Genomic DNA, 16,920 nt, shown 5'->3' with positions numbered 1-16,920 from the left:
GCCCGTGCAATGGCCGCCGTCAGTTCGGCGCTCGCTGTCGTGGCGTGCTCCTCGTCCCCACCTTCGCCGGCTGCCGCCCCCGCCCCTGCGTCGTCCTCCTTGACTGCCACAACCGTGAAGACCCTTCCGGGCACCAACACAGCTCCCTTCGACCAGGACCGTCACCTGCAAGCCCCACCAGGCTGGACAGTAACCGTCTGGGCTCGGGTTCCCGGTGCCCGGCTCCTCGCGTGGACCCCCGACGGCCGCCTGCTCGTGTCACGGCCCAAGTCCGGTGACGTGGTCGAACTGGTCCCCGGCCAGGGCGACGCCGCCCCGGCTCAGCACACCCTGGTGTCCGGGCTCAACCAGCCGCACGGGCTCGCCTTCGAGCCCGGCGCCACCGAGCCCGGCGCCGTCAAGCTGTTCGTGGCCGAGAGCGATCAGGTCGATTCGTTCACCTACCAGGCCGGAGCCGTGTCGGACAAGCAAGTGGTGGTCGACGGGTTGCCCGACGCCAAAAGCCCGGAACTGCACGGCGCCTACGCCCACGCCCTCAAGAGCGTGACCGCCGGCCCGGACGGCGCGTTGTACGTGTCGATCGGTTCCACCGGCAACATCTCCGCCGAGGATCGCGAAGCCGGCCCGCAGCGCGCTGCCATCCTGCGGGTGCCCCCGGGCGGCGGCGAGGCCTCGGTGTTCGCGCGCGGAGTTCGCAACGGCACCGGCCTCGCCGTGGACCCGTCCGGCGCGGTGTGGACGGCGGTCAACAACCGCGACAACATCGGCTACCCGCATGAGGGCGACGACCACGGCAAGGTGGTGCAGTCGTACGTCAACGACCACCCCCTCGAACCCCTGGCCAAGCTCACCCAGGGCCGCGACCTCGGCTGGCCGTACTGCAACCCCGACCCCGACCTCAACGCCGGCGACCGCGCCTACACCCAGCGCCCGTTCCTGCGCGACGTGCAGACCAACGCCGACGGCAGCAAGCTGAACTGCGCCACGCTGCCCCCGATCGAACAAGGCATGGGCGCGCACTCGGCCCCGCTCGGACTCAGCTTCGCCACCTCACCTGGGCTGGCGGGACAGTACGGGCCGGGAGCACTGGTCGGCATCCACGGCTCTTGGAACCGCAACCCACCGCGCGCGCCGGAGGTGTCGTTCTTCGCCTGGCGCGACGGGACCCTCGGGCCGCAGCAGACGTTGCTGACCGGCTTCCAACTGGACAACGGGTCGCGGTGGGGCCGGCCGGTCATGGCGGTGCAAGGACCGGACAAGGCGCTGTACGTCAGCGACGACCTGGCGGGGGCGGTGTACCGGGTCGCCATGCGGTGACGGCGGCGGCTCGGGGCGTGGCCGGTTTTGTTCAGGCTGCTGGCGTGTAGATGACGACGGTTTCGTCGGGGTGGTCGGCGACGAGCAGTGACGTGTACTGGAAGGTGATCACTCCGCGCCGGGGGTGGCGGAGGCGTTTGGTGCCGGATCGGGCCGTGGCGATGTCGTAGCGGGGCCACCACTGGCGGACTTCCGGGCTGGCGGCGTGCAGGTCCTCGATGAGCCGGCTGAAGACGCCCTTGTCGCGTACCGCTGTGGCGCGCAGGCGGGCCAGCAGGCTCTGCGCGACCGGTTCCCAGTCGACCAGCACCTGCTTGGCTCCGGGGTGGGTGAACATCCAGCGGGCCAGGTTCGCGCCGGTGTGCAGGCCGGCGAGGAGCTCGGTCACGGCGTCGTTGCAGGCCAGCAGGTCGAACGTCGCCCCGGTCACGTACGCCGGATTTTCGCCGAGCAGCGAGGGCAGCGCCGCGACGCCCGGGTCGGCGGTCTCCTGCATCGGTGGCGGCGTGGTGGTGCCGGCCAACTGCTGCAGGTGGTCGCGTTCCGGGCCGCTCAGTTGCAGCGTGCCGGCGATGGCGTTGAGCACCTGCTCCGACGGGCGCACGTCGCGGCCCTGTTCCAGGTAGGTGTACCAGGTGGCGCTCACCCCGGCGAGCATGGCGACTTCCTCGCGGCGCAGCCCGGGAGTGCGGCGGCGCCCGGTCATCGGCAGGCCGGCGTCGGCCGGGGTCAGCCGTTCGCGCCGGCTCCGGAGAAACGCCGCTAGTTCGGTTTTCATGGCACCTTCAATACCAGAATAAAGCGGCTCTGGATACCAGGCTGAACTGCGGGCAGGCTGGTGATCATGAGAGCTTGGATGCTGCACGAGACGGGTGGCGGGCTGCACGCCACCGACGTTCCCGAACCGGTGCTGCGAGGCGGTAGCGCGATCGTCGATGTGCTGGCGGTGCACGTACCGGCGTACACGAAAACTCTGACGACGGGGGTTCGCGGTGACATTCCGGTGCCCGCGGTGCTCGGTCCGGTCGCCATCGCTCGGGTGCGCGAGGTGGCGGAGGATGTCTTCAACGTGCGCTCCGGCGACATCGTGGTCGATCACGGGTTGCTGCGCACGGGAGACCTCAGCGATCCGCAGGAATGCCTGGTCGGGTGGACGGGCATCGGTGGGCGCGGGGAGAACACCGCGCAGATCACGGCCATGCGGAAGCTCTGGCGGCACGGGACGCTTGCGCAGCGTGCGTTGTGCGCCAAGGAGACCTTGGTACGCCTGCCCGGCGCGGAAACCCATGGCCGTCTCGAGCAGGTGGCGTTCCTGCCGTGGCTGAGCATCGCCGCCGAGGGACTGCAACAGCCCGGCGGCACAGTGCTGATCCTGGGCGCTACCGGTCAGCTGGGCACGGCCGCCGTTCTGGTCGCGTTGGCCAGGGGCGCTGCGCGGGTGATCGTTGCGGGGCGCAACCGGGCGGCCCTGCAACGGCTGGCCGGGTGGGACTCGCGGGTGGTGCCGGTCGCCATGACCGGGGACAGGGGCACTGACGCGGCGGCGCTGCGGCATGCGGGGGAGCCGGATCTGGTGCTGGATGCGCTCGGTGCCACCCCGGACACGAGCTTCACGCTGGCCGGGTTCGACAGCCTGCGCCCCGGCGGCACGATGACGTTGATCGGCGGGGTGCGGCACGACCTGCTTCTACCGTACGGGGAAATCATGCGTCGTCGTCTCACGATCCGTGGCTCCTGGATGGCTCGGGGTGAGACCGTCCTCGGCGTCTGGCAGCTGATCCGGGCCGGGCTGATCGATCTCGGACGCCTCGACGCGGTGGTCGCCGGCTTCGCGGATCCGGCAGCGGCGCTCGATCTGGCCGAGCGCACCGCGAGTCCCGGATTTGTCGTGGTTCAACCGCTCCCGTGAAGCAACCTCCGGAGGGCTCGGATACGTGTTCACCGTGCCGATCAACCGAGCATCGCAAGGAGTTCCACCATGGCCTCACCCACGCCGATCCGGGACGGGGACGTGTCGATGCCGGGGCTGGACGGGCTCACCGTCTGTCATGCTATCCACCGCTCTGCCGCCACCTGGGACATTCCGGTGCTGATACTGAGCGCCAGGGCCCGGCCGTACGACATCGACCTGCGATTCGCTATCGGTGCTGACGACTACCTGACCAAGCCGTTCAGCCCCGCTGAGCTGGTCCAACGGGTGGAAAGCCCGTTGGAGGCCGCGATCTAGCCGAACGGTTGGTCGCTACGCGCACAAGATCCGTTACGGTCGGCCGGTTGCAATGTCGTTACCATGCGGGGAGTAATCGGGTGGCTAGTGCACGGGACGGCTACTTCGACACGCTGCGCGCTGTCGCGATTGTGCGCGTGGTGGCGTACCACGCGTTTCACTATGCCGTTCTCGCCCTGGTCTTTCCGTCCATGGGCGTGATGTTCGCGCTCGGCGGCTCGCTGATGGCCAGCTCGCTCGACCGCAAACCCGGCCCCGAGGTGGTGCGCAGCCGCTTACGCCGGTTGCTGCCCGCGCTCTGGCTGATGGGTCTGGTCCTGGTCCCGCTGATGCTCATCGCCGGCTGGGGACACCGGCCGCCGTGGCCCGGCCTGCTGCTCTGGGTCGTGCCGCTGGCCACCCCACCGGCCGGGCACGGCTTCGGCGACGTGGGTGCCGAGGGCGCGGGCGTGCTCTGGTACCTGGCGACGTACCTCTGGCTTGTCCTGCTCTCGCCTCTGCTCCTGCGCCTCTACCGCCGCCGGCGGCTGCTGACCGTCGGGCTGCCCCTGCTCGCCCTCGCGATCCTGCACAACGCACCGCTGGCCACCGGCAACAACGCCGAGCAGATTTTCGGGTACGTCCTCACGTTCCTGCCCTGCTGGCTCCTCGGCTTCGCCCACCGCGACGGTGACCTGAAAGCCCTGCACCCCGCGCTTGTGGCAGCCCTGGCCGTGACCTGCACCGTGCCAAGCATCGCCTGGGTTGTCGACCACCCCGGCCCCGGCGGCCTCGACCTGGTGCCGTTCCCCCTCGCCCACGCCCTGTACTCCATGGGCTTCGTCCTGGCCCTGCTGCGCCTCACCCCGCCCATGGGCTGGCTGGCCCGCCTGCCCCTGATCCAACGCATGGTCGCCGCGCTCAACAACCGAGCCGTCACCATCTACCTCTGGCACAACGTGATGATCACAGCGGCCATCCTCGCCGGCGACCGCCTCGGCTTGTGGCACCGCGGGTTGCTGACGTACGTGACCTTCACCGCGATGGCGCTGGCTCTGCTGGCTGGGGCTGTGCTGGCGTTCGGGTGGGTGGAGGACCTGGCGGCACGGCGGTCGCCTCGGCTGCGGCCCTGGCCGGTGCGACAGGTTCCGGCTCCGCGGCACGCCCTCAGCCGGGTCGGTAGCTGACGGCCTGACCGGCCGCCGCGGCCCGCGCGGCAGAGCGGCCCGCGTTGATACGCGGGCCGCGGCATTACCCGGGGGACGCTCAGCTGAACTGAGGAATGACCTCGGCGGCGAAGCGCTGCAGGGGCTCATGGTCGTAAGCCACCCGCGGGATGTACAGGATGAAGTAGTCGGCCCCGGCTTCGAGCGCCGCTTCCACGCGCCCGGCGTTTTCGGCCGATGACGCGGCCGGGTCGAGGTTCATGGACGTGGACTTGATGATGCGGTCGTAGTCGCGGTCGAGGGCTTCGCAGTGGCCCTTGAGCACTGCCAGTTTGTGGCGGATCACCTCGGGGTCACTGCCGCCGACGTTGCAGGCGTCCGCGTACTGGGCGACCAGCTTGAGCGTCACCTTCTCGCCACCGCCGCCCAGCCAGAAGGAAGGGTGGGGCTTGCGGACGCCCTTGGGCTCGTTGATCGGGCCGTCGATGGAGTAGTGCTTTCCCTGAAAAACGGGGCGTTCCTCGGTCCACATCTTGTGCACGATTTGCACCGCTTCGCGGAATTCGCTCATGCGCTGCGGTACGTCTCGCCACTCGTAGCCGTAGGCCTTCCACTCGTGCTCGTACCAGCCGGCGCCCAGGCCCGCGTACAGCCGGCCGTGACTGGCCACGTCAACGGTGGAGGCGATTTTGGCGTACAGGGAGGGCTGGCGGTAGCCGTTGCAGCCGACCATCTGGCCGATGTTGACCCGGGTGGTGTCGCGGGCGAGGGTGGAGGTCACCGTCCAGCACTCGAACGTTGAGTTGATTGTCGGCTCGGGGACGGTGTGGAAGTGGTCGTACACCCACACCGAGTCCCACGGCCCAGCGTCGGCCAGCTTGGCCACCGCCGTCATCGCCTCGTACTGCTCGATCGGGTCGGCGATCTCGGCTAGGTCGGTCTGCCAGCCCTGCGGGACGAAAACTCCGAACTTGGTCATGGGACGAACCTACCCGCCTCAAGTGCGCCGGTTGCGGCGCAGGGCCCCCAGGCTGCGGGCCCGGACCAGGGCCTGGCGGCGCCCGATGTCGCGGCCGTCCGAGGTGGTCTCGACTCCATCCACTTCGTACCAGTTGTCCTCGTCGTAGCGCACCGGGCTGGTCCAGTCCACGCGCTCGACGCGCATCCACAGCGGACCGGCGCCGAAGCGGTAGTCCGACTCGGCGAAACAGCTCACCGGGCCACGATTACGGTCCATTCGTACTCCTGCTGTGTATGACTGCGCCGCGGTACGGCGCATCGCTTGTCGTTCAGCATCTCGCTCTGGGTAACCGCTGTGCAAGCTCTCCTGCACGTGCAGATGCACACGGGTGCGCGCAAAGGAAAGATCGGCTGCCGGTTACGCGCCAATCGGCCGATACCCAACGCCGTTCGGCCACCGCCAGGAACGGAGCCGCACACCCGGCTTGCCGCTGATTCAAGCGGACGCCAGCCGGGGTTCACGCGTTGTTAATCTGAGCGGCTCACCATCCGCTGATGAGCGTCCAAACCCGGGCATTCCTCACCGCGGCCCAGCAGCTCGCCTCCGACTACCTCGGCGCGATGGGCAACCGGTGGCGGCACACGCAAGGCGTCGCGGAACGAGCCGGTGAACTCGCGGATGCGCTGGGCCTGGACCACGACACGCTGGTCGCGGCGGCGTGGCTGCACGACATCGGGTACGCCGCGCCGCTCAAGGTCACCGGCTTCCACCCCCTCGACGGTGCGGATCATTTGACGGCGCACGGGTGGCCGTTGTCGGTGGCGGCGCGCGTGGCGCATCATTCAGGGGCGCGGTACGTCGCGGCGGCGCGAGGTTTGCGGGAACGGCTGCTGGCTTCGTACCCCTATGAGGAGAACGTGCTCTCCGACGCCTTGACCTATGCCGACCAGACCGTCGGCCCGGACGGCGGCCGGGTGACAGCGACGGAGCGGCACGAGGAAATGCTGCTGCGCCACGGCCCGGAGTCGGTCAACGCGCAGGTCGATCACTTGCGTGGCCCGTTCCTGGCGGCGGTGGCCGAGCGGATGGAGGCCGCGCTGCGGCGGTCTCGTATCGCGTCCTGAGACTGGACATTTCAGTGAGGGGCTTGCGTGCGGGCCGGCTGCGTGACCCTCGGTGGCCGGCGCCACCGGGGATCATCGACGTACCCGCGGTCCTGGAACCGCCCGTTACCAGCGACCGGGAACGGCCGCGAAGAACTTCTCACCCGGTACGCCCACGCCAGTTTCGGCGTCGTAGCCCGGGGTGCTGTGGATGGTGCTGGTCTGCACGTCGACCTGGCGGAGCAGGTACGTGCGGCCCTCGGTAGCGTCGACCGAGTTCACGAAGTTGGCGCGGGCTTCGTACACCTGCTTCTTCGGGGCCTTGATGTCGTTGAGGGCCGGTGTGCCGAGTTCGGCGTAGTACAGCGGGTTCACGAAGCCCAAAGCGTGGTGGGCCTTCTGGTTCGCGATCGCCTGGATGCCGGCCAGCAGCGGGGACGCCAAGCTGGTGCCACCGATGCGGTACTCGTCGTAGTAGGTGCCGTCCGGGAACTTCTGGGTCTGCCCGACCCGGAAGCCGGTGTTGGGGTCGCCCGGCATGGCGATGTCGGGGGTGGTGCGCGCCGGGGTTGAGCCGAAGTACTTGGAAATCGACGCCGGCACCTTTCCCCTCTGATAGAACGGCTGCGCGAACAGCACGCTGGTGCCGCCGCCACCGCCGGAGCTGTACGCCGACGGGCCCCACGCGCCATCGGTCAGGTTCTGGTACGCGTTCTGCCAGCCGTGCTCCCAGGCCCGCTCGCCGCGCTTGTCGATGCCGACGCTCGTGCCGCCGACCGCCGTGACGAATGGCAGGTCGGACGGGAAGTCCACGGTCTTGGCCGGCAGGTTGGTGCCACCGGCGGTCTCGTCGCCGGCGTCGCCGCTGGAGAAGTCGACGGTGATGCCGGTCAGCGCCGCCTCCAGCGAGAACAGGCTGTAGAACTCGACCGTTTCCTCGCCGAGCAGGTTGATGTCGTCGGTGCTGTTGCCCCACGAGTTGGTGATGATGTCGGCGACGTGGTTGTCGATGGTTTCGGCCCATGCCTCGTCGAGCCCGGTGACGCAGTCGCTGCCGCCCACGTACACGATCTTGGCGCCGGGGGCCATGCTGTGCACGGCCTCGATGTCCAGGGTCTCCTCGCCGTACCAGCCGGTGGCGTCGCAGTCCTCGGTGTAGCCGTAGCCGTCGGCAGGCGGGGTGATCTGGGAGAACTGACCGCGCTTGAAGGCCGGCAGACCGTACCTCTTGTTGTACTTCTGCAGGTCCTGCACGATCGTCGGCGACGCGTAGGCATCGGTCACCGCCACGGTGACGCCCCTGCCGTCCAGACCCTTCTTGATCTGGCCGGTGGCGCCGTACGCCTTCTGGTACTGCTTGGGCGTGTAACCGCAGACCACGTACGGCGCCCTCTTGCCGTCCGGGGCCTCGGGCAGGGTGGTGGCGATCTTCTCACCGTAGTACGACGAGCACGGCGTGCCCGCCCGGAAGCCGTCCCCGGGCGGGGGCAGTGTTTCGCCGGGCTCCTTGAGCAGCGCGCCCTGGTCGATGCCGACCACGCCGTGCACCAGCCCGGTCACCACGGCGGGCGCGTTCTCGGGCAGCGACAGGTCGGTGCTGTTCGCGTGGACCGTCTTGCCCTCGTAGGTGTAGTCGCGCACGGTGGTGCCGAACGTCTTGTTGATCTGGGCGGTGGTGCCGGACGCCTCGACGTACAGGCCGCCGGCGAGGGTGTCGCGCACCGTCAGGCCCTGACCGGCGAGCCAGGAGGTCACCGACTTCACGTCGGCCGCGGCCGGGGCGTAGCTGGCGGTGAACTGGCTGCTGCTCAGGTACTTGCCGTAGCTCGCGCTGGCCGGGTCGCTCAGGGCGGCGAGCTTCGACTCTGCTCCGGCCTTGTCGCGCATGGCGAGCAGCAGGCCGAACTGGATGGTGCCGGCCGACGCCGGGGCGCCGGCATCCTTGGCCCGCGCCAGCCACTGCGGCTTGGTGCCGCTCAGCGTGTGCCGCCCGGGTCGCGCCGCCTGAGCCGGTGACGCGCCGAGGACCGAAGCGGCGGCCGCGCCCACGGCGACGACGGCCGTGATCCGGTACCTCAGGGTTGAGGGGATCAACATTCAGATGTCTCCCTGGGTGAATGAAAAGCTGTATTCCACACCCAACTCCTGTCGATGCCGCCGGTCAAGATCTGGCAGACTTCCTGCGTGCCCACTGCGAGAACCAACGGCATCGAGATGGCGTACGAGACCACGGGCGACCCGTCCGGCCGGCCCCTGCTCCTGATCATGGGGCTGGGAGCGCAGCTGGTCGACTGGCCCCTGCCCTTCGTGGAGCTGCTCGCCGAGCGCGGCTTCCAGGTGATCCGCTTCGACAACCGGGATTCGGGACTTTCCACGGCCCTCGATGATTGGGGCGTACCCGATATCCCCGCCTTGCTGCGCGGTGACCGAAGCTCCGCGCCCTATGTGATGGGCGATTTCGCGGCGGACACGGCCGGCCTGCTCGACGCCCTCGGGGTGGACCGGGTGCACGTGGTGGGGGCCTCGCTGGGCGGCATGATCGCGCAGCAACTGACCATCGATCACCCGCAGCGCGTGGCGAGCCTGTGCTCGATCATGTCCATGACCGGCGACCGCACCGTGGGCCGAGCGACCCCGCAGGCCGCGGCGATGCTGGGCCGCCCGGCCGCCACGGACCGCGAGCGGGCCATCGCCGGCGCGGTCGCTGTCTCCCGGGTGATCGGCTCACCGGGCTTCCCGGCCGCCGAGCAGGAGCTGCTGCGCCGGGCCGCGGCCAAGTACGACCGTTCCTACCGCCCGCAGGGCACAATGCGGCAGTACGCGGCGATCCTGGCGTCCCCGGACCGCACGACCGAGCTGGGCGGGATCACCGTGCCGGCGCTGGTGATCCACGGCGAGGACGATCCGCTGATCGGGGTCGACGGCGGGCGGGCCACGGCGGCGGCGATCCCGGGAGCGAAGCTGCTGACCATCGCCGGCATGGGCCACGATCTGCCGTAGGAACTGTGGCCGGTGATCGTGGACGCCATCGAGCAGAACGCGCTACTCGCTGCCGGCCGGTAGGCCGAAAACGTCGGCTAGGCCTGTCACGTTGATGGCCTTGCGAACCGGGCCCGACGGGTTGACCAGCGTCAGCGTGACACCGAGGGCGGCGGCGCTGTTGCGTGCGCTGACCAGCGCGCCCAGGGCGTACGAGTCGATGAAGCCGAGCTGGCTGACGTCGACGTGCAGGTAGCGGCAGCCGGTGCCCTCGGCCGCGGCGGCGAGGCTGTCGCGCACCTCGTCGGCGCTGTCCAGGTCGAGCTCGCCCGCGAGCGATGCGACCAGCAGCCCGTCGGTGGTGACCGCCTCGTAATCGACCAACGTGTTCCCTGACATCTGCCCGAGGATAGCCGCGGCTATCAAGATCGGCTCACTGGGCGGCCCCGAACGGGTTAACTGATGAGGCAGACGACGCCGATGAAGGCCAAGGCTACGCAGACAGGCTGCGGGACGGTCAGCAGGAGGCCGCCGGCGAGAGCGGCTCACCGGGTGCACCTGGTGCTGACGTCATCACACCGCGGGCGGCTGGGCAGGCAGAACCTCGTCGAGATGGGGGAGGACGTGCTGCTGCCACGCCTGCTCGTGGCCGCGGGCCATGGCCTCGTCGTAGAACCCGGAATGGGTCACCCGCAACCGGGTGCCGGCCAGCGGTGTCCATTGTGCAACGCTAGTGCACCAGGACGATTCTGCCACGGGCGTGCGGCCGCGGCCTGCACCGCGACCGCGCCCGTGCCACCCGCCGCGCCCTGCGCCGGCACGGTCTGCCCGGCCTCGACGGCGAGCCGGTCGAGCACCCGCACGGCCGTCTCGACGCTGCCCGCCGCCCCGCCCGGCTCAGACGGCGGCCAGCGAGGCCAGCAGCTCCAGCGAGCGGGCCGACTCCGAGCCCGGCTCGGCGTGATAGATCGCCAGGATCTGGCCGCCGCTGGCGCTCAGGGGCAGCTTTTCGCGCCGCAGGTCGAGCTCGCCGACCAGCGGGTGGCGCAACCGGAACCTGCCCCCGGCCAGCGCGGTCACGTCGTGGCGCGCCCACAGCCTCCGGAACAGCTCGCTGGCCAGCGACAGCTCGCCGACGAGCTGGACCGTGCGCGGGTCGGCCGCATCGTTGCCCAGCGCGGCGCGGAACCCGGCTACCATGCCGCCGACCGCCTGCTCCCAGTCGACGAACAGGTCCTGCTCGTCGGGGTCGAGGAAGATCGCGCGCAGCCGGTTGCTGCCGGGTTTGTTGTTCGGCGACACCGCGATGGCCAGCCGGTTGGCGGCGAGCACGTCGAAGCGGCGGCTCTCCACGAACGCCGGCAGGTTGATCGTGTCGAGTAGCTGGCGGATGCCGGCCGGCACCACCTCGCGCCGGGGCCGACGCGGCGTCGAGGGCTGCGCGGCGGAGAGGCTGAGCAGGTACTGGGTGGCCACCGCGTCGAGCCGGAACACCCGGGCGAGGGCCTCGAGGACCTGCGGGGACGGGTTGCGGTCGCGGCCCTGTTCGAGGCGCAGGTAGTAGTCGGCGCTGATCCCGGCGAGGGTGGCGACCTCCTCGCGGCGCAGCCCCGGGGTGCGGCGTACACCACGTACCGGCAGGCCCGCATCCGACGGGTCGACCAGCGCGCGCCGGGCGCGCAGGTATTCCCCGAGCGGGTTCGGCCTGGTCACCCGGCAATCTTAGGAGAACCGGGTGCCGCGCATCCTGGTCCTGTCACACCCAGGGTGGGCAGGGCCCTGGCCGCCTGCCGGGTCCGGCGGCATCGTGGTGGTCATGACAGAGAACCTTCCGGGCGGGACGTACCGGCTCGCCGGCCTCACGGTCACCCGCTTCGGCTACGGCGCCATGCAGCTGGCCGGCCCGGGCGTGTTCGGCCCGCCGCGCGACCGCGCGGCTGCCGTGGCCGTGTTACGTGCCGCGGTCGAGCTGGGGATAACCCACATCGATACCGCCGACTTCTACGGCCCGCACGTCACCAACGAGATCATCCGCGAGGCGCTCGCGCCGTACCCGGCCGGGTTGCACATCGTCACCAAGGTCGGTGCCCGCCGCGACGAACAGGGTGGCTGGCCGCACGCGCGCACCCCGGCCGAGCTGGTGCAGCAGGTGCACGACAACCTGCAACGCCTGGGCCTCGACACCCTCGACGTGGTCAATTTGCGCGTCGGCGGCTTCGACGCGCCCGAGCCGGGCTCGATCGCCGAACAGTTCGGGGCGCTCGCCGAGCTGCGCGAGCGCGGGCTGATCCGGCACTTGGGCCTTAGCACGGTGAACGCCGGCCAGCTCGCCGAGGCCCAGCGGATCGCACCGGTGGTGTGCGTGCAGAACTTCTACAACATCGCCAACCGGCGCGACGACGACTTGGTCGGCAGCACGGCCGAGCAGGGCATCGCGTACGTGCCGTACTTCCCGCTCGGCGGCTTCTCCCCGGTGCAGTCGGACACCCTGCACTCGGTGGCCAAGCGGCTGGAGACGACGCCGATGTCCGTCGCGCTGGCCTGGCTGCTGCAGCGCTCACCCAACATTTTGCTGATCCCCGGCACCTCGTCCGTCGAGCATCTGCGGGAGAACATCGCCGGGGCCGCGCTGAAGCTGCCCGCCGAGGCGCTGGCCGAGCTGAACGCGATCGCCGGCTGAGCAGACCGGCGCCATCGCCCGAGGATCAGACCGGGCCGCGGTCGACGAAGCTGAAGCTGAGGCCCGGTTCGCCGTCGCCGAGCTCCTCGACGTACACCTTGCGCTCGGTCTCGTCCCATTGCACGACGCCGTAGGAGCCACTGGCGATGAAATAGGTCGCCCGGCCCTTGTCGTCCTTGCCGCCGGCCTTGTCGATCTGGAACAGCGTGGCCTTCGACACCGCGCAGGTCGTTGCGACCAGTTCCCCGGGGCCGTCGGGATCCAGCCGTACGCCCAGACAGCGTTCGGCGTTGTCCGGGCCGGGCAGCACCGACTTGATGAGGTAGTCGACGCCGCTGGGCACGAGCGTGAAGAACGCCTCCTGCCCGGTGCCGTCCGACGCCACCGCCTCGCCGTCCAGGGGCAGCTCGAGGTCGCGATCAATTTCGGACATGTGCAACAGCGTGTGCCGCGTGCCGGCCAGGATCGTGCCCTTCGACGGCATCGCCACCGGCGCAGGGGAGGCCGAGGAGCTGGCGGTGGGGGAGTCGCCGCGGTGGGCTGTGGCCAGGATGATCGCGGCGCCGATGCCCAGCGCGGCCAGCACGGCGGTGACCGAGATGAGCACCCGGCGGCGGTTGCGGGCCGGGCGCGACGGCTGGCCGGCGGCCGGCGGCGTGCCGGTCGGCGCCGGCGGGGTCTGCGTGCCGGTCGGCGCCGGCGGGGTCTGCACGGCGAGCAGGGCGTCGAGCAGTTCCCGCGCGGTGGGCCGGTCGGCGGCGCGTTTGGCCAGCGCGCGGGCGACGAGATCACGCAGCGGTCCGTCCAGCCCCGTGAGGTCGGGCGGCTGGGTGAGGATGCGCATGGCCGTCGCGGGCGCCGACTCCCCGGCGAAGGGGGTACGTCCGGTCGCCGCATACATCACGACCGCGCCCCAGGCGAAGATGTCGGCCGGGAAGCCCACGATCGTGCGGGCGTCGGGCTCGAAGCGCTCGGGAGCCATGTAGGCCACCGTGCCGACCATGTGGTTGGTGGCGGTGTGCTGGCTGGTCAGCTCGAGCGGCTGGGCGATGCCGAAGTCGATGACCTTGACACCGCCCAGGGCGAACAGCACATTGCCGGGCTTGAGATCGCGGTGAATGACCCCGGCGCCGTGGATGGCGGTCAGCGCGGTGGCGATGCCGACCGCCACGCTCTGCAGCGCCGCCCCGGTCATCGGGCCCTTGTCTCGGACCACGGTGGCCAGGCTGGGACCGTCGACGTACTCGACCACCAGGTACGGCGGGTCGTGGTCCGGGTCCGCGCCGAGCACCTCCGCGGTGGAGAACGGCGGGACCTGCTTGGCCCGGTTCACCTCGCTGCGAAAGCGCCTGCGGTATTCGTCCTCGGTGGCGAACTCGGCCCGGACGACCTTGATGGCCACCTGGTGCCCCTGGGCGTCCTGGCCCAGGAACACCGTGCCCATGCCGCCCTCACCGAGGCGACCCAGCACCTCGTAGCCGCCGAGCCGGCGCGGGTCGCCGGGGCGCAGCGGCCGGCTCATCGGTCCTCACCTCAAACCTCGACGAAAGTTCGAGTGGGACCTTACCGGTGACGATCAAGCGCTCGGCATGAGGATCCACAGCAGCGGATACACCAGTAGCTGACTGCCGGGGATGATGAACAGGATCAGCATGAACAGCAGGCGGGCGACCCACGGGTCGAGACCGAAGCGGCGGGCCAGACCCGCGCACACACCGCCGAGCACGCGACCCTCGCGGGGGCGGACCAGGCCTTGACGGGTCATGGACCCGGAGAACGTGTTCATGTCATCAATGGTGGCTTCGCAACCGCCCGGCAACCATCGGGAAGAGCCCTGACCCGGCCCTGAGATCAAACCCTCAGGTGGGCCCGCGCCGCTGCCGATAACCAGGCGTGCTCATTGGGGGAGGTAGCGTGAGGGTCCGTACCCGTTCGTGGGTTTTCGTGCCGGTTCTGGCCGTGGCCGGGCTGGCTGCCGGCACCCCGGTGCTGGCCGCGCCGGGCGACGGGGCGCAGATCACCACGGTGGCGCGGGTGATCGACGCGAGCGGGCGGCCGAGCTTTGTCGAGGTCGAGGCGCGCACGGTGGCCGAGGAGCGCCGCCGCGCGGCGAGTCTGCCGGGCAGCGTCGGCTATGCGAGCGAGGCGCCGGTGCGCATCGCGGCGGCCCCGGACGACCCGGAACGGCCCCAGCAGTGGTCGCTCGACCTGCTGCGCGGCAACGACCTGCCCGCAGTGGACCTGAGCAACCAGTTGATCGCGGTGGTGGACACCGGTGTCGACGCGGGGCACGAGGACTTCGCCGCCGGTCAGGTGCGCTGCGACCTGGGCACCGACCTGGTCGGCGACGCGCTCGACCCGGCGCAGAACGGCTGCGCCGACCCGCAGGGGCACGGCACGCACGTGGCGGGCATCGCGGGCGCGGTGAGCAACAACGCCAAGGGCGTGGCCAGCATCGCGTCGGGCGTGCAGATTCTTCCGGTACGAGCCCTGGGCGCGAACGGTGCGGGCACGTCGACGGCCATCGCCGACGGCATCGTCTACGCGGTCGACCACGGCGCCACGGTGATCAACGTGTCGGCGGCGGGCGACTACTCGGCGGTGTACGACACCGCGGTGGCCTACGCGAGCCAGCGCGACGTGCCGGTGGTCGTGGCCGTGGGCAACAACGGCGACGACGGTGACCAGACGATGTGGCCGGCCGCGTCACCCGGTGCAATCGGGGTTGGGGCGCTGCAGCAGGACGGGGCGGTGGCTTCGTACTCCAACGCCAGCGGCACCGCCGATGTCACGGCACCCGGCAGCGACATCGACGGTTTGGATGCGGGCTCCGGCGGCTACGTCCACAAGAGCGGTACGTCGATGGCGTCCCCGCTGGTCGCCGCGTCCGTGGCGTTGTACAAGACCAAGCACGACACGGCGACCACGGTGCAGGTGACGCAGGCGCTGACCTCGACGGCCGGGCCGAACGGCGCGGTCAACCCGTACGCGATGCTGACCGGCGCGACGCCCACGGTGACCCTGTCGGCTCTGAAGGTCGCCAAGCGCGCCCGCATCACCGTGAACGTCGCGGCGTTCGAACCGGGCACCACGCTCACCGTCACCGAGACGTACCGCTACGCCAGGAAGAGCGTGTTCATCAGCAAGACCGTGGCGCTGGGCACCGCCCGGGTGAGCCGCGCCGGCACCGCTACGCGGATGGTGACGCCGGTGCAGCCGGCCAAGTCGGGAACCCTCACCGTGCGCGGTACGGGAGCCGACGGTCAGAAGATCGCCGTCTCCAGCACCATCAAAGTCGGCTGAGGGCACCGATCAAGCGGTCCACGTCCTGGTCGGTGGTGCCCAGTCCGAAACTGATCCGCAGCAGGCTGTCCGGCGCGGTCGCGCATTGCTCGACGGCGGCTGAGCCGGTGAGGCGCCGGACCAGCGGGTGCGCGCAGAACTGCCCGGCGCGTACCCCGATGCCGTGCTGTTGCGCCAGTGTCGCCGCCAGCGTAACCGGGTCGTGGCCGGGCAGGGCGAGCGAGACGATGCCGACGCGCGGGTGATCGGGGCCGAAGATGCTGACCTCGCCCGGCAGCCCTGAGCGCAGGCGTTCCAGCAGGTCCTGCTCGCGCTCGTGCAGCGCGTCGCGGTCGGTCCTGAGCAGCGCCGCGCACACCGCGCCGATGGTCACCGCGCCGAGCAGGTTGGGGGTGCCGCCCTCGTGGCGCGCCGGGCCGGTTTTCCACACCACGTCGCCCGGCTGCCCGCCGACGCTCGCGCTGGCCCCGCCGCCGGCCAGGTAGGGCGGGGCGGCGTCGAGCCAGTCGCTGCGCCCGGCCAGCACTCCGGCGCCGAACGGGGCGTACAGCTTGTGCCCGGAGAAGGCGAGGTAATCGGCGCCGAGGCCGGTGAGATCCACGGCGGCGTGCGGGGCCAACTGGGCGGCGTCGACGAGCACGCGGGCGCCGTGCGCGTGGGCCACGTCGGCGATGCGGCGCACCGGCCACACTTCCCCGGTCACGTTGCTGGCGCCGGTGACAGCCACAAGCACAGGGCCTTCGACGGTACGGACACAGCGCTCCACCGCCGCCACTGCCTCGTCCGCCGAGCCCGGCAGGGGCAGGCGGATCTGGCGGGGCCACGGGAGCAGGTTCGCGTGGTGCTCGCCCTCGAACACGATTGTCGTGGTGCCCTCGGGCAGACAGCGGGCCAGCAGGTTCAAGGCGTCCGTGGTGTTGCGGGTGAACACGACCTGGTCGCCCGGGCGCACCCCCACGAACTCGCCCACCAGGTCGCGGGCGCGCTCGTACTCCAGCGTCGAGGTCTCGGCGCGCAGGCCGGTGCCGCGGTGCACGCTGCCGGCGTAGGGCAGGATCGCGGTCGCCGCCTCGTAGGCCGCCCGCACCGCCGGGGCCGAAGCCGCGTAGTCGAAGTGCGCGAACCGTACCCGCTCGCCGCCGGGGAGCGTGGTGGTCAGGTCGTCGCCGACCACGGACAGGTCGGTACACAGGGCCAGGGTCATC

General features: G+C 70.6%; 17 protein-coding genes. 8 read left to right on the top strand and 9 right to left on the bottom strand.

Going from position 1 to position 16,920, the window contains the following annotated elements:
- Positions 1 to 114: 114 nt before the first annotated feature.
- Positions 115 to 1,317, top strand: coding sequence for a sorbosone dehydrogenase family protein (locus tag TFC3_RS16765; RefSeq protein WP_236718162.1), 1,203 nt, complete (start codon positions 115 to 117; stop codon positions 1,315 to 1,317).
- Positions 1,318 to 1,348: 31 nt separating this feature from the next.
- On the opposite strand, the gene TFC3_RS16760 is transcribed toward TFC3_RS16765, so the two are convergent.
- Positions 1,349 to 2,095, bottom strand: coding sequence for a helix-turn-helix transcriptional regulator (locus tag TFC3_RS16760; RefSeq protein WP_067500721.1), 747 nt, complete (start codon positions 2,093 to 2,095; stop codon positions 1,349 to 1,351).
- Between the two features lie 66 nt (positions 2,096 to 2,161).
- Between TFC3_RS16760 and TFC3_RS16755 the strand changes: the two genes are divergently transcribed.
- The 3 genes from TFC3_RS16755 to TFC3_RS16745 all read left to right on the top strand — a co-directional run bounded on the left by TFC3_RS16755 (position 2,162) and on the right by TFC3_RS16745 (position 4,710).
- On the top strand, positions 2,162 to 3,226 hold the full coding sequence (locus TFC3_RS16755) for a zinc-binding dehydrogenase (RefSeq protein WP_067506896.1): 1,065 nt from the start codon (positions 2,162 to 2,164) through the stop codon (positions 3,224 to 3,226).
- A 21-nt stretch (positions 3,227 to 3,247) separates the two neighbouring features.
- On the top strand, positions 3,248 to 3,544 hold the full coding sequence (locus TFC3_RS16750; protein WP_369819680.1) for a response regulator transcription factor: 297 nt from the start codon (positions 3,248 to 3,250) through the stop codon (positions 3,542 to 3,544).
- Positions 3,545 to 3,624: 80 nt separating this feature from the next.
- Positions 3,625 to 4,710 carry an acyltransferase gene (locus TFC3_RS16745; protein WP_236718160.1) on the top strand — a complete coding sequence of 362 codons (1,086 nt, stop codon included), beginning with the start codon at positions 3,625 to 3,627 and terminating at the stop codon, positions 4,708 to 4,710.
- Positions 4,711 to 4,789: 79 nt separating this feature from the next.
- Here TFC3_RS16745 and TFC3_RS16740 read toward each other — a convergent pair whose 3' ends face one another.
- Together TFC3_RS16740 and TFC3_RS16735 are read right to left on the bottom strand one after the other, a co-directional pair.
- Entirely contained in the window at positions 4,790 to 5,668 is an 879-nt protein-coding gene (locus TFC3_RS16740; RefSeq protein WP_067500716.1) for an LLM class F420-dependent oxidoreductase, read from the bottom strand.
- A gap of 18 nt (positions 5,669 to 5,686) precedes the next feature.
- Positions 5,687 to 5,926, bottom strand: coding sequence for a hypothetical protein (locus TFC3_RS16735; RefSeq protein ID WP_153040260.1), 240 nt, complete (start codon positions 5,924 to 5,926; stop codon positions 5,687 to 5,689).
- Between the two features lie 278 nt (positions 5,927 to 6,204).
- On the opposite strand from TFC3_RS16735, the gene TFC3_RS16730 reads away from it, so the two are divergent.
- Positions 6,205 to 6,774, top strand: coding sequence for an HDIG domain-containing metalloprotein (locus TFC3_RS16730; protein WP_067500712.1), 570 nt, complete (start codon positions 6,205 to 6,207; stop codon positions 6,772 to 6,774).
- Positions 6,775 to 6,879: 105 nt separating this feature from the next.
- On the opposite strand, the gene TFC3_RS16725 is transcribed toward TFC3_RS16730, so the two are convergent.
- Positions 6,880 to 8,850 carry a protease pro-enzyme activation domain-containing protein gene (locus TFC3_RS16725; RefSeq protein ID WP_082772105.1) on the bottom strand — a complete coding sequence of 657 codons (1,971 nt, stop codon included), beginning with the start codon at positions 8,848 to 8,850 and terminating at the stop codon, positions 6,880 to 6,882.
- Between the two features lie 87 nt (positions 8,851 to 8,937).
- Between TFC3_RS16725 and TFC3_RS16720 the strand changes: the two genes are divergently transcribed.
- Positions 8,938 to 9,753: an alpha/beta fold hydrolase gene (locus TFC3_RS16720; RefSeq protein WP_161952607.1), complete on the top strand. Its 816-nt coding sequence runs from the start codon at positions 8,938 to 8,940 to the stop codon at positions 9,751 to 9,753.
- 42 nt (positions 9,754 to 9,795) lie between these two features.
- Here TFC3_RS16720 and TFC3_RS16715 read toward each other — a convergent pair whose 3' ends face one another.
- The gene (locus tag TFC3_RS16715) at positions 9,796 to 10,131 is read right to left on the bottom strand and encodes an STAS domain-containing protein (RefSeq protein WP_067500708.1); all 336 of its coding nucleotides are present in this window, start codon (positions 10,129 to 10,131) and stop codon (positions 9,796 to 9,798) included.
- 498 nt (positions 10,132 to 10,629) lie between these two features.
- Positions 10,630 to 11,445: a helix-turn-helix domain-containing protein gene (locus TFC3_RS16710; RefSeq protein ID WP_067500705.1), complete on the bottom strand. Its 816-nt coding sequence runs from the start codon at positions 11,443 to 11,445 to the stop codon at positions 10,630 to 10,632.
- A gap of 103 nt (positions 11,446 to 11,548) precedes the next feature.
- Between TFC3_RS16710 and TFC3_RS16705 the strand changes: the two genes are divergently transcribed.
- The gene (locus TFC3_RS16705) at positions 11,549 to 12,412 is read left to right on the top strand and encodes an oxidoreductase (protein ID WP_067506890.1); all 864 of its coding nucleotides are present in this window, start codon (positions 11,549 to 11,551) and stop codon (positions 12,410 to 12,412) included.
- A gap of 25 nt (positions 12,413 to 12,437) precedes the next feature.
- Here the strand turns inward: TFC3_RS16705 and TFC3_RS16700 are convergent, their stop codons facing one another.
- Both TFC3_RS16700 and TFC3_RS16695 read right to left on the bottom strand, forming a co-directional pair.
- Positions 12,438 to 13,934, bottom strand: coding sequence for a serine/threonine-protein kinase (locus TFC3_RS16700; RefSeq protein ID WP_067500703.1), 1,497 nt, complete (start codon positions 13,932 to 13,934; stop codon positions 12,438 to 12,440).
- Between the two features lie 54 nt (positions 13,935 to 13,988).
- Entirely contained in the window at positions 13,989 to 14,198 is a 210-nt protein-coding gene (locus TFC3_RS16695; protein ID WP_067500701.1) for a PspC domain-containing protein, read from the bottom strand.
- 128 nt (positions 14,199 to 14,326) lie between these two features.
- On the opposite strand from TFC3_RS16695, the gene TFC3_RS16690 reads away from it, so the two are divergent.
- Positions 14,327 to 15,715: a S8 family serine peptidase gene (locus TFC3_RS16690; protein WP_161952606.1), complete on the top strand. Its 1,389-nt coding sequence runs from the start codon at positions 14,327 to 14,329 to the stop codon at positions 15,713 to 15,715.
- Here the strand turns inward: TFC3_RS16690 and TFC3_RS16685 are convergent.
- Positions 15,702 to 16,919, bottom strand: a complete 1,218-nt coding sequence (locus tag TFC3_RS16685) for an aminotransferase class V-fold PLP-dependent enzyme (protein WP_067500697.1) — start codon at positions 16,917 to 16,919, stop codon at positions 15,702 to 15,704. The two genes, TFC3_RS16690 and TFC3_RS16685, sit on opposite strands and share 14 nt — an antisense overlap.
- Between the last annotated feature and the right edge of the window lies 1 nt (position 16,920).

Source organism: Actinoplanes sp. TFC3, assembly GCF_001553785.1.
Classification (GTDB): Bacteria; Actinomycetota; Actinomycetes; order Mycobacteriales; family Micromonosporaceae; genus Actinoplanes.
This window is presented reverse-complemented; position numbering and strand designations above follow the sequence as displayed.

Bases quoted from the DNA above. Each gene is read 5' to 3' on its own strand.
- TFC3_RS16685 (WP_067500697.1), bottom strand. From the start codon at position 16,919: ATGACCCTGGCCCTGTGTACCGACCTGTCCGTGGTCGGCGACGACCTG.
- TFC3_RS16700 (WP_067500703.1), bottom strand. From the start codon at position 13,934: ATGAGCCGGCCGCTGCGCCCCGGCGACCCGCGCCGGCTCGGCGGCTAC.
- TFC3_RS16755 (WP_067506896.1), top strand. From the start codon at position 2,162: ATGAGAGCTTGGATGCTGCACGAGACGGGTGGCGGGCTGCACGCCACC.
- TFC3_RS16740 (WP_067500716.1), bottom strand. From the start codon at position 5,668: ATGACCAAGTTCGGAGTTTTCGTCCCGCAGGGCTGGCAGACCGACCTA.
- TFC3_RS16725 (WP_082772105.1), bottom strand. From the start codon at position 8,850: ATGTTGATCCCCTCAACCCTGAGGTACCGGATCACGGCCGTCGTCGCC.
- TFC3_RS16730 (WP_067500712.1), top strand. From the start codon at position 6,205: ATGAGCGTCCAAACCCGGGCATTCCTCACCGCGGCCCAGCAGCTCGCC.
- TFC3_RS16695 (WP_067500701.1), bottom strand. From the start codon at position 14,198: ATGAACACGTTCTCCGGGTCCATGACCCGTCAAGGCCTGGTCCGCCCC.
- TFC3_RS16705 (WP_067506890.1), top strand. From the start codon at position 11,549: ATGACAGAGAACCTTCCGGGCGGGACGTACCGGCTCGCCGGCCTCACG.
- TFC3_RS16760 (WP_067500721.1), bottom strand. From the start codon at position 2,095: ATGAAAACCGAACTAGCGGCGTTTCTCCGGAGCCGGCGCGAACGGCTG.
- TFC3_RS16715 (WP_067500708.1), bottom strand. From the start codon at position 10,131: ATGTCAGGGAACACGTTGGTCGATTACGAGGCGGTCACCACCGACGGG.
- TFC3_RS16735 (WP_153040260.1), bottom strand. From the start codon at position 5,926: ATGGACCGTAATCGTGGCCCGGTGAGCTGTTTCGCCGAGTCGGACTAC.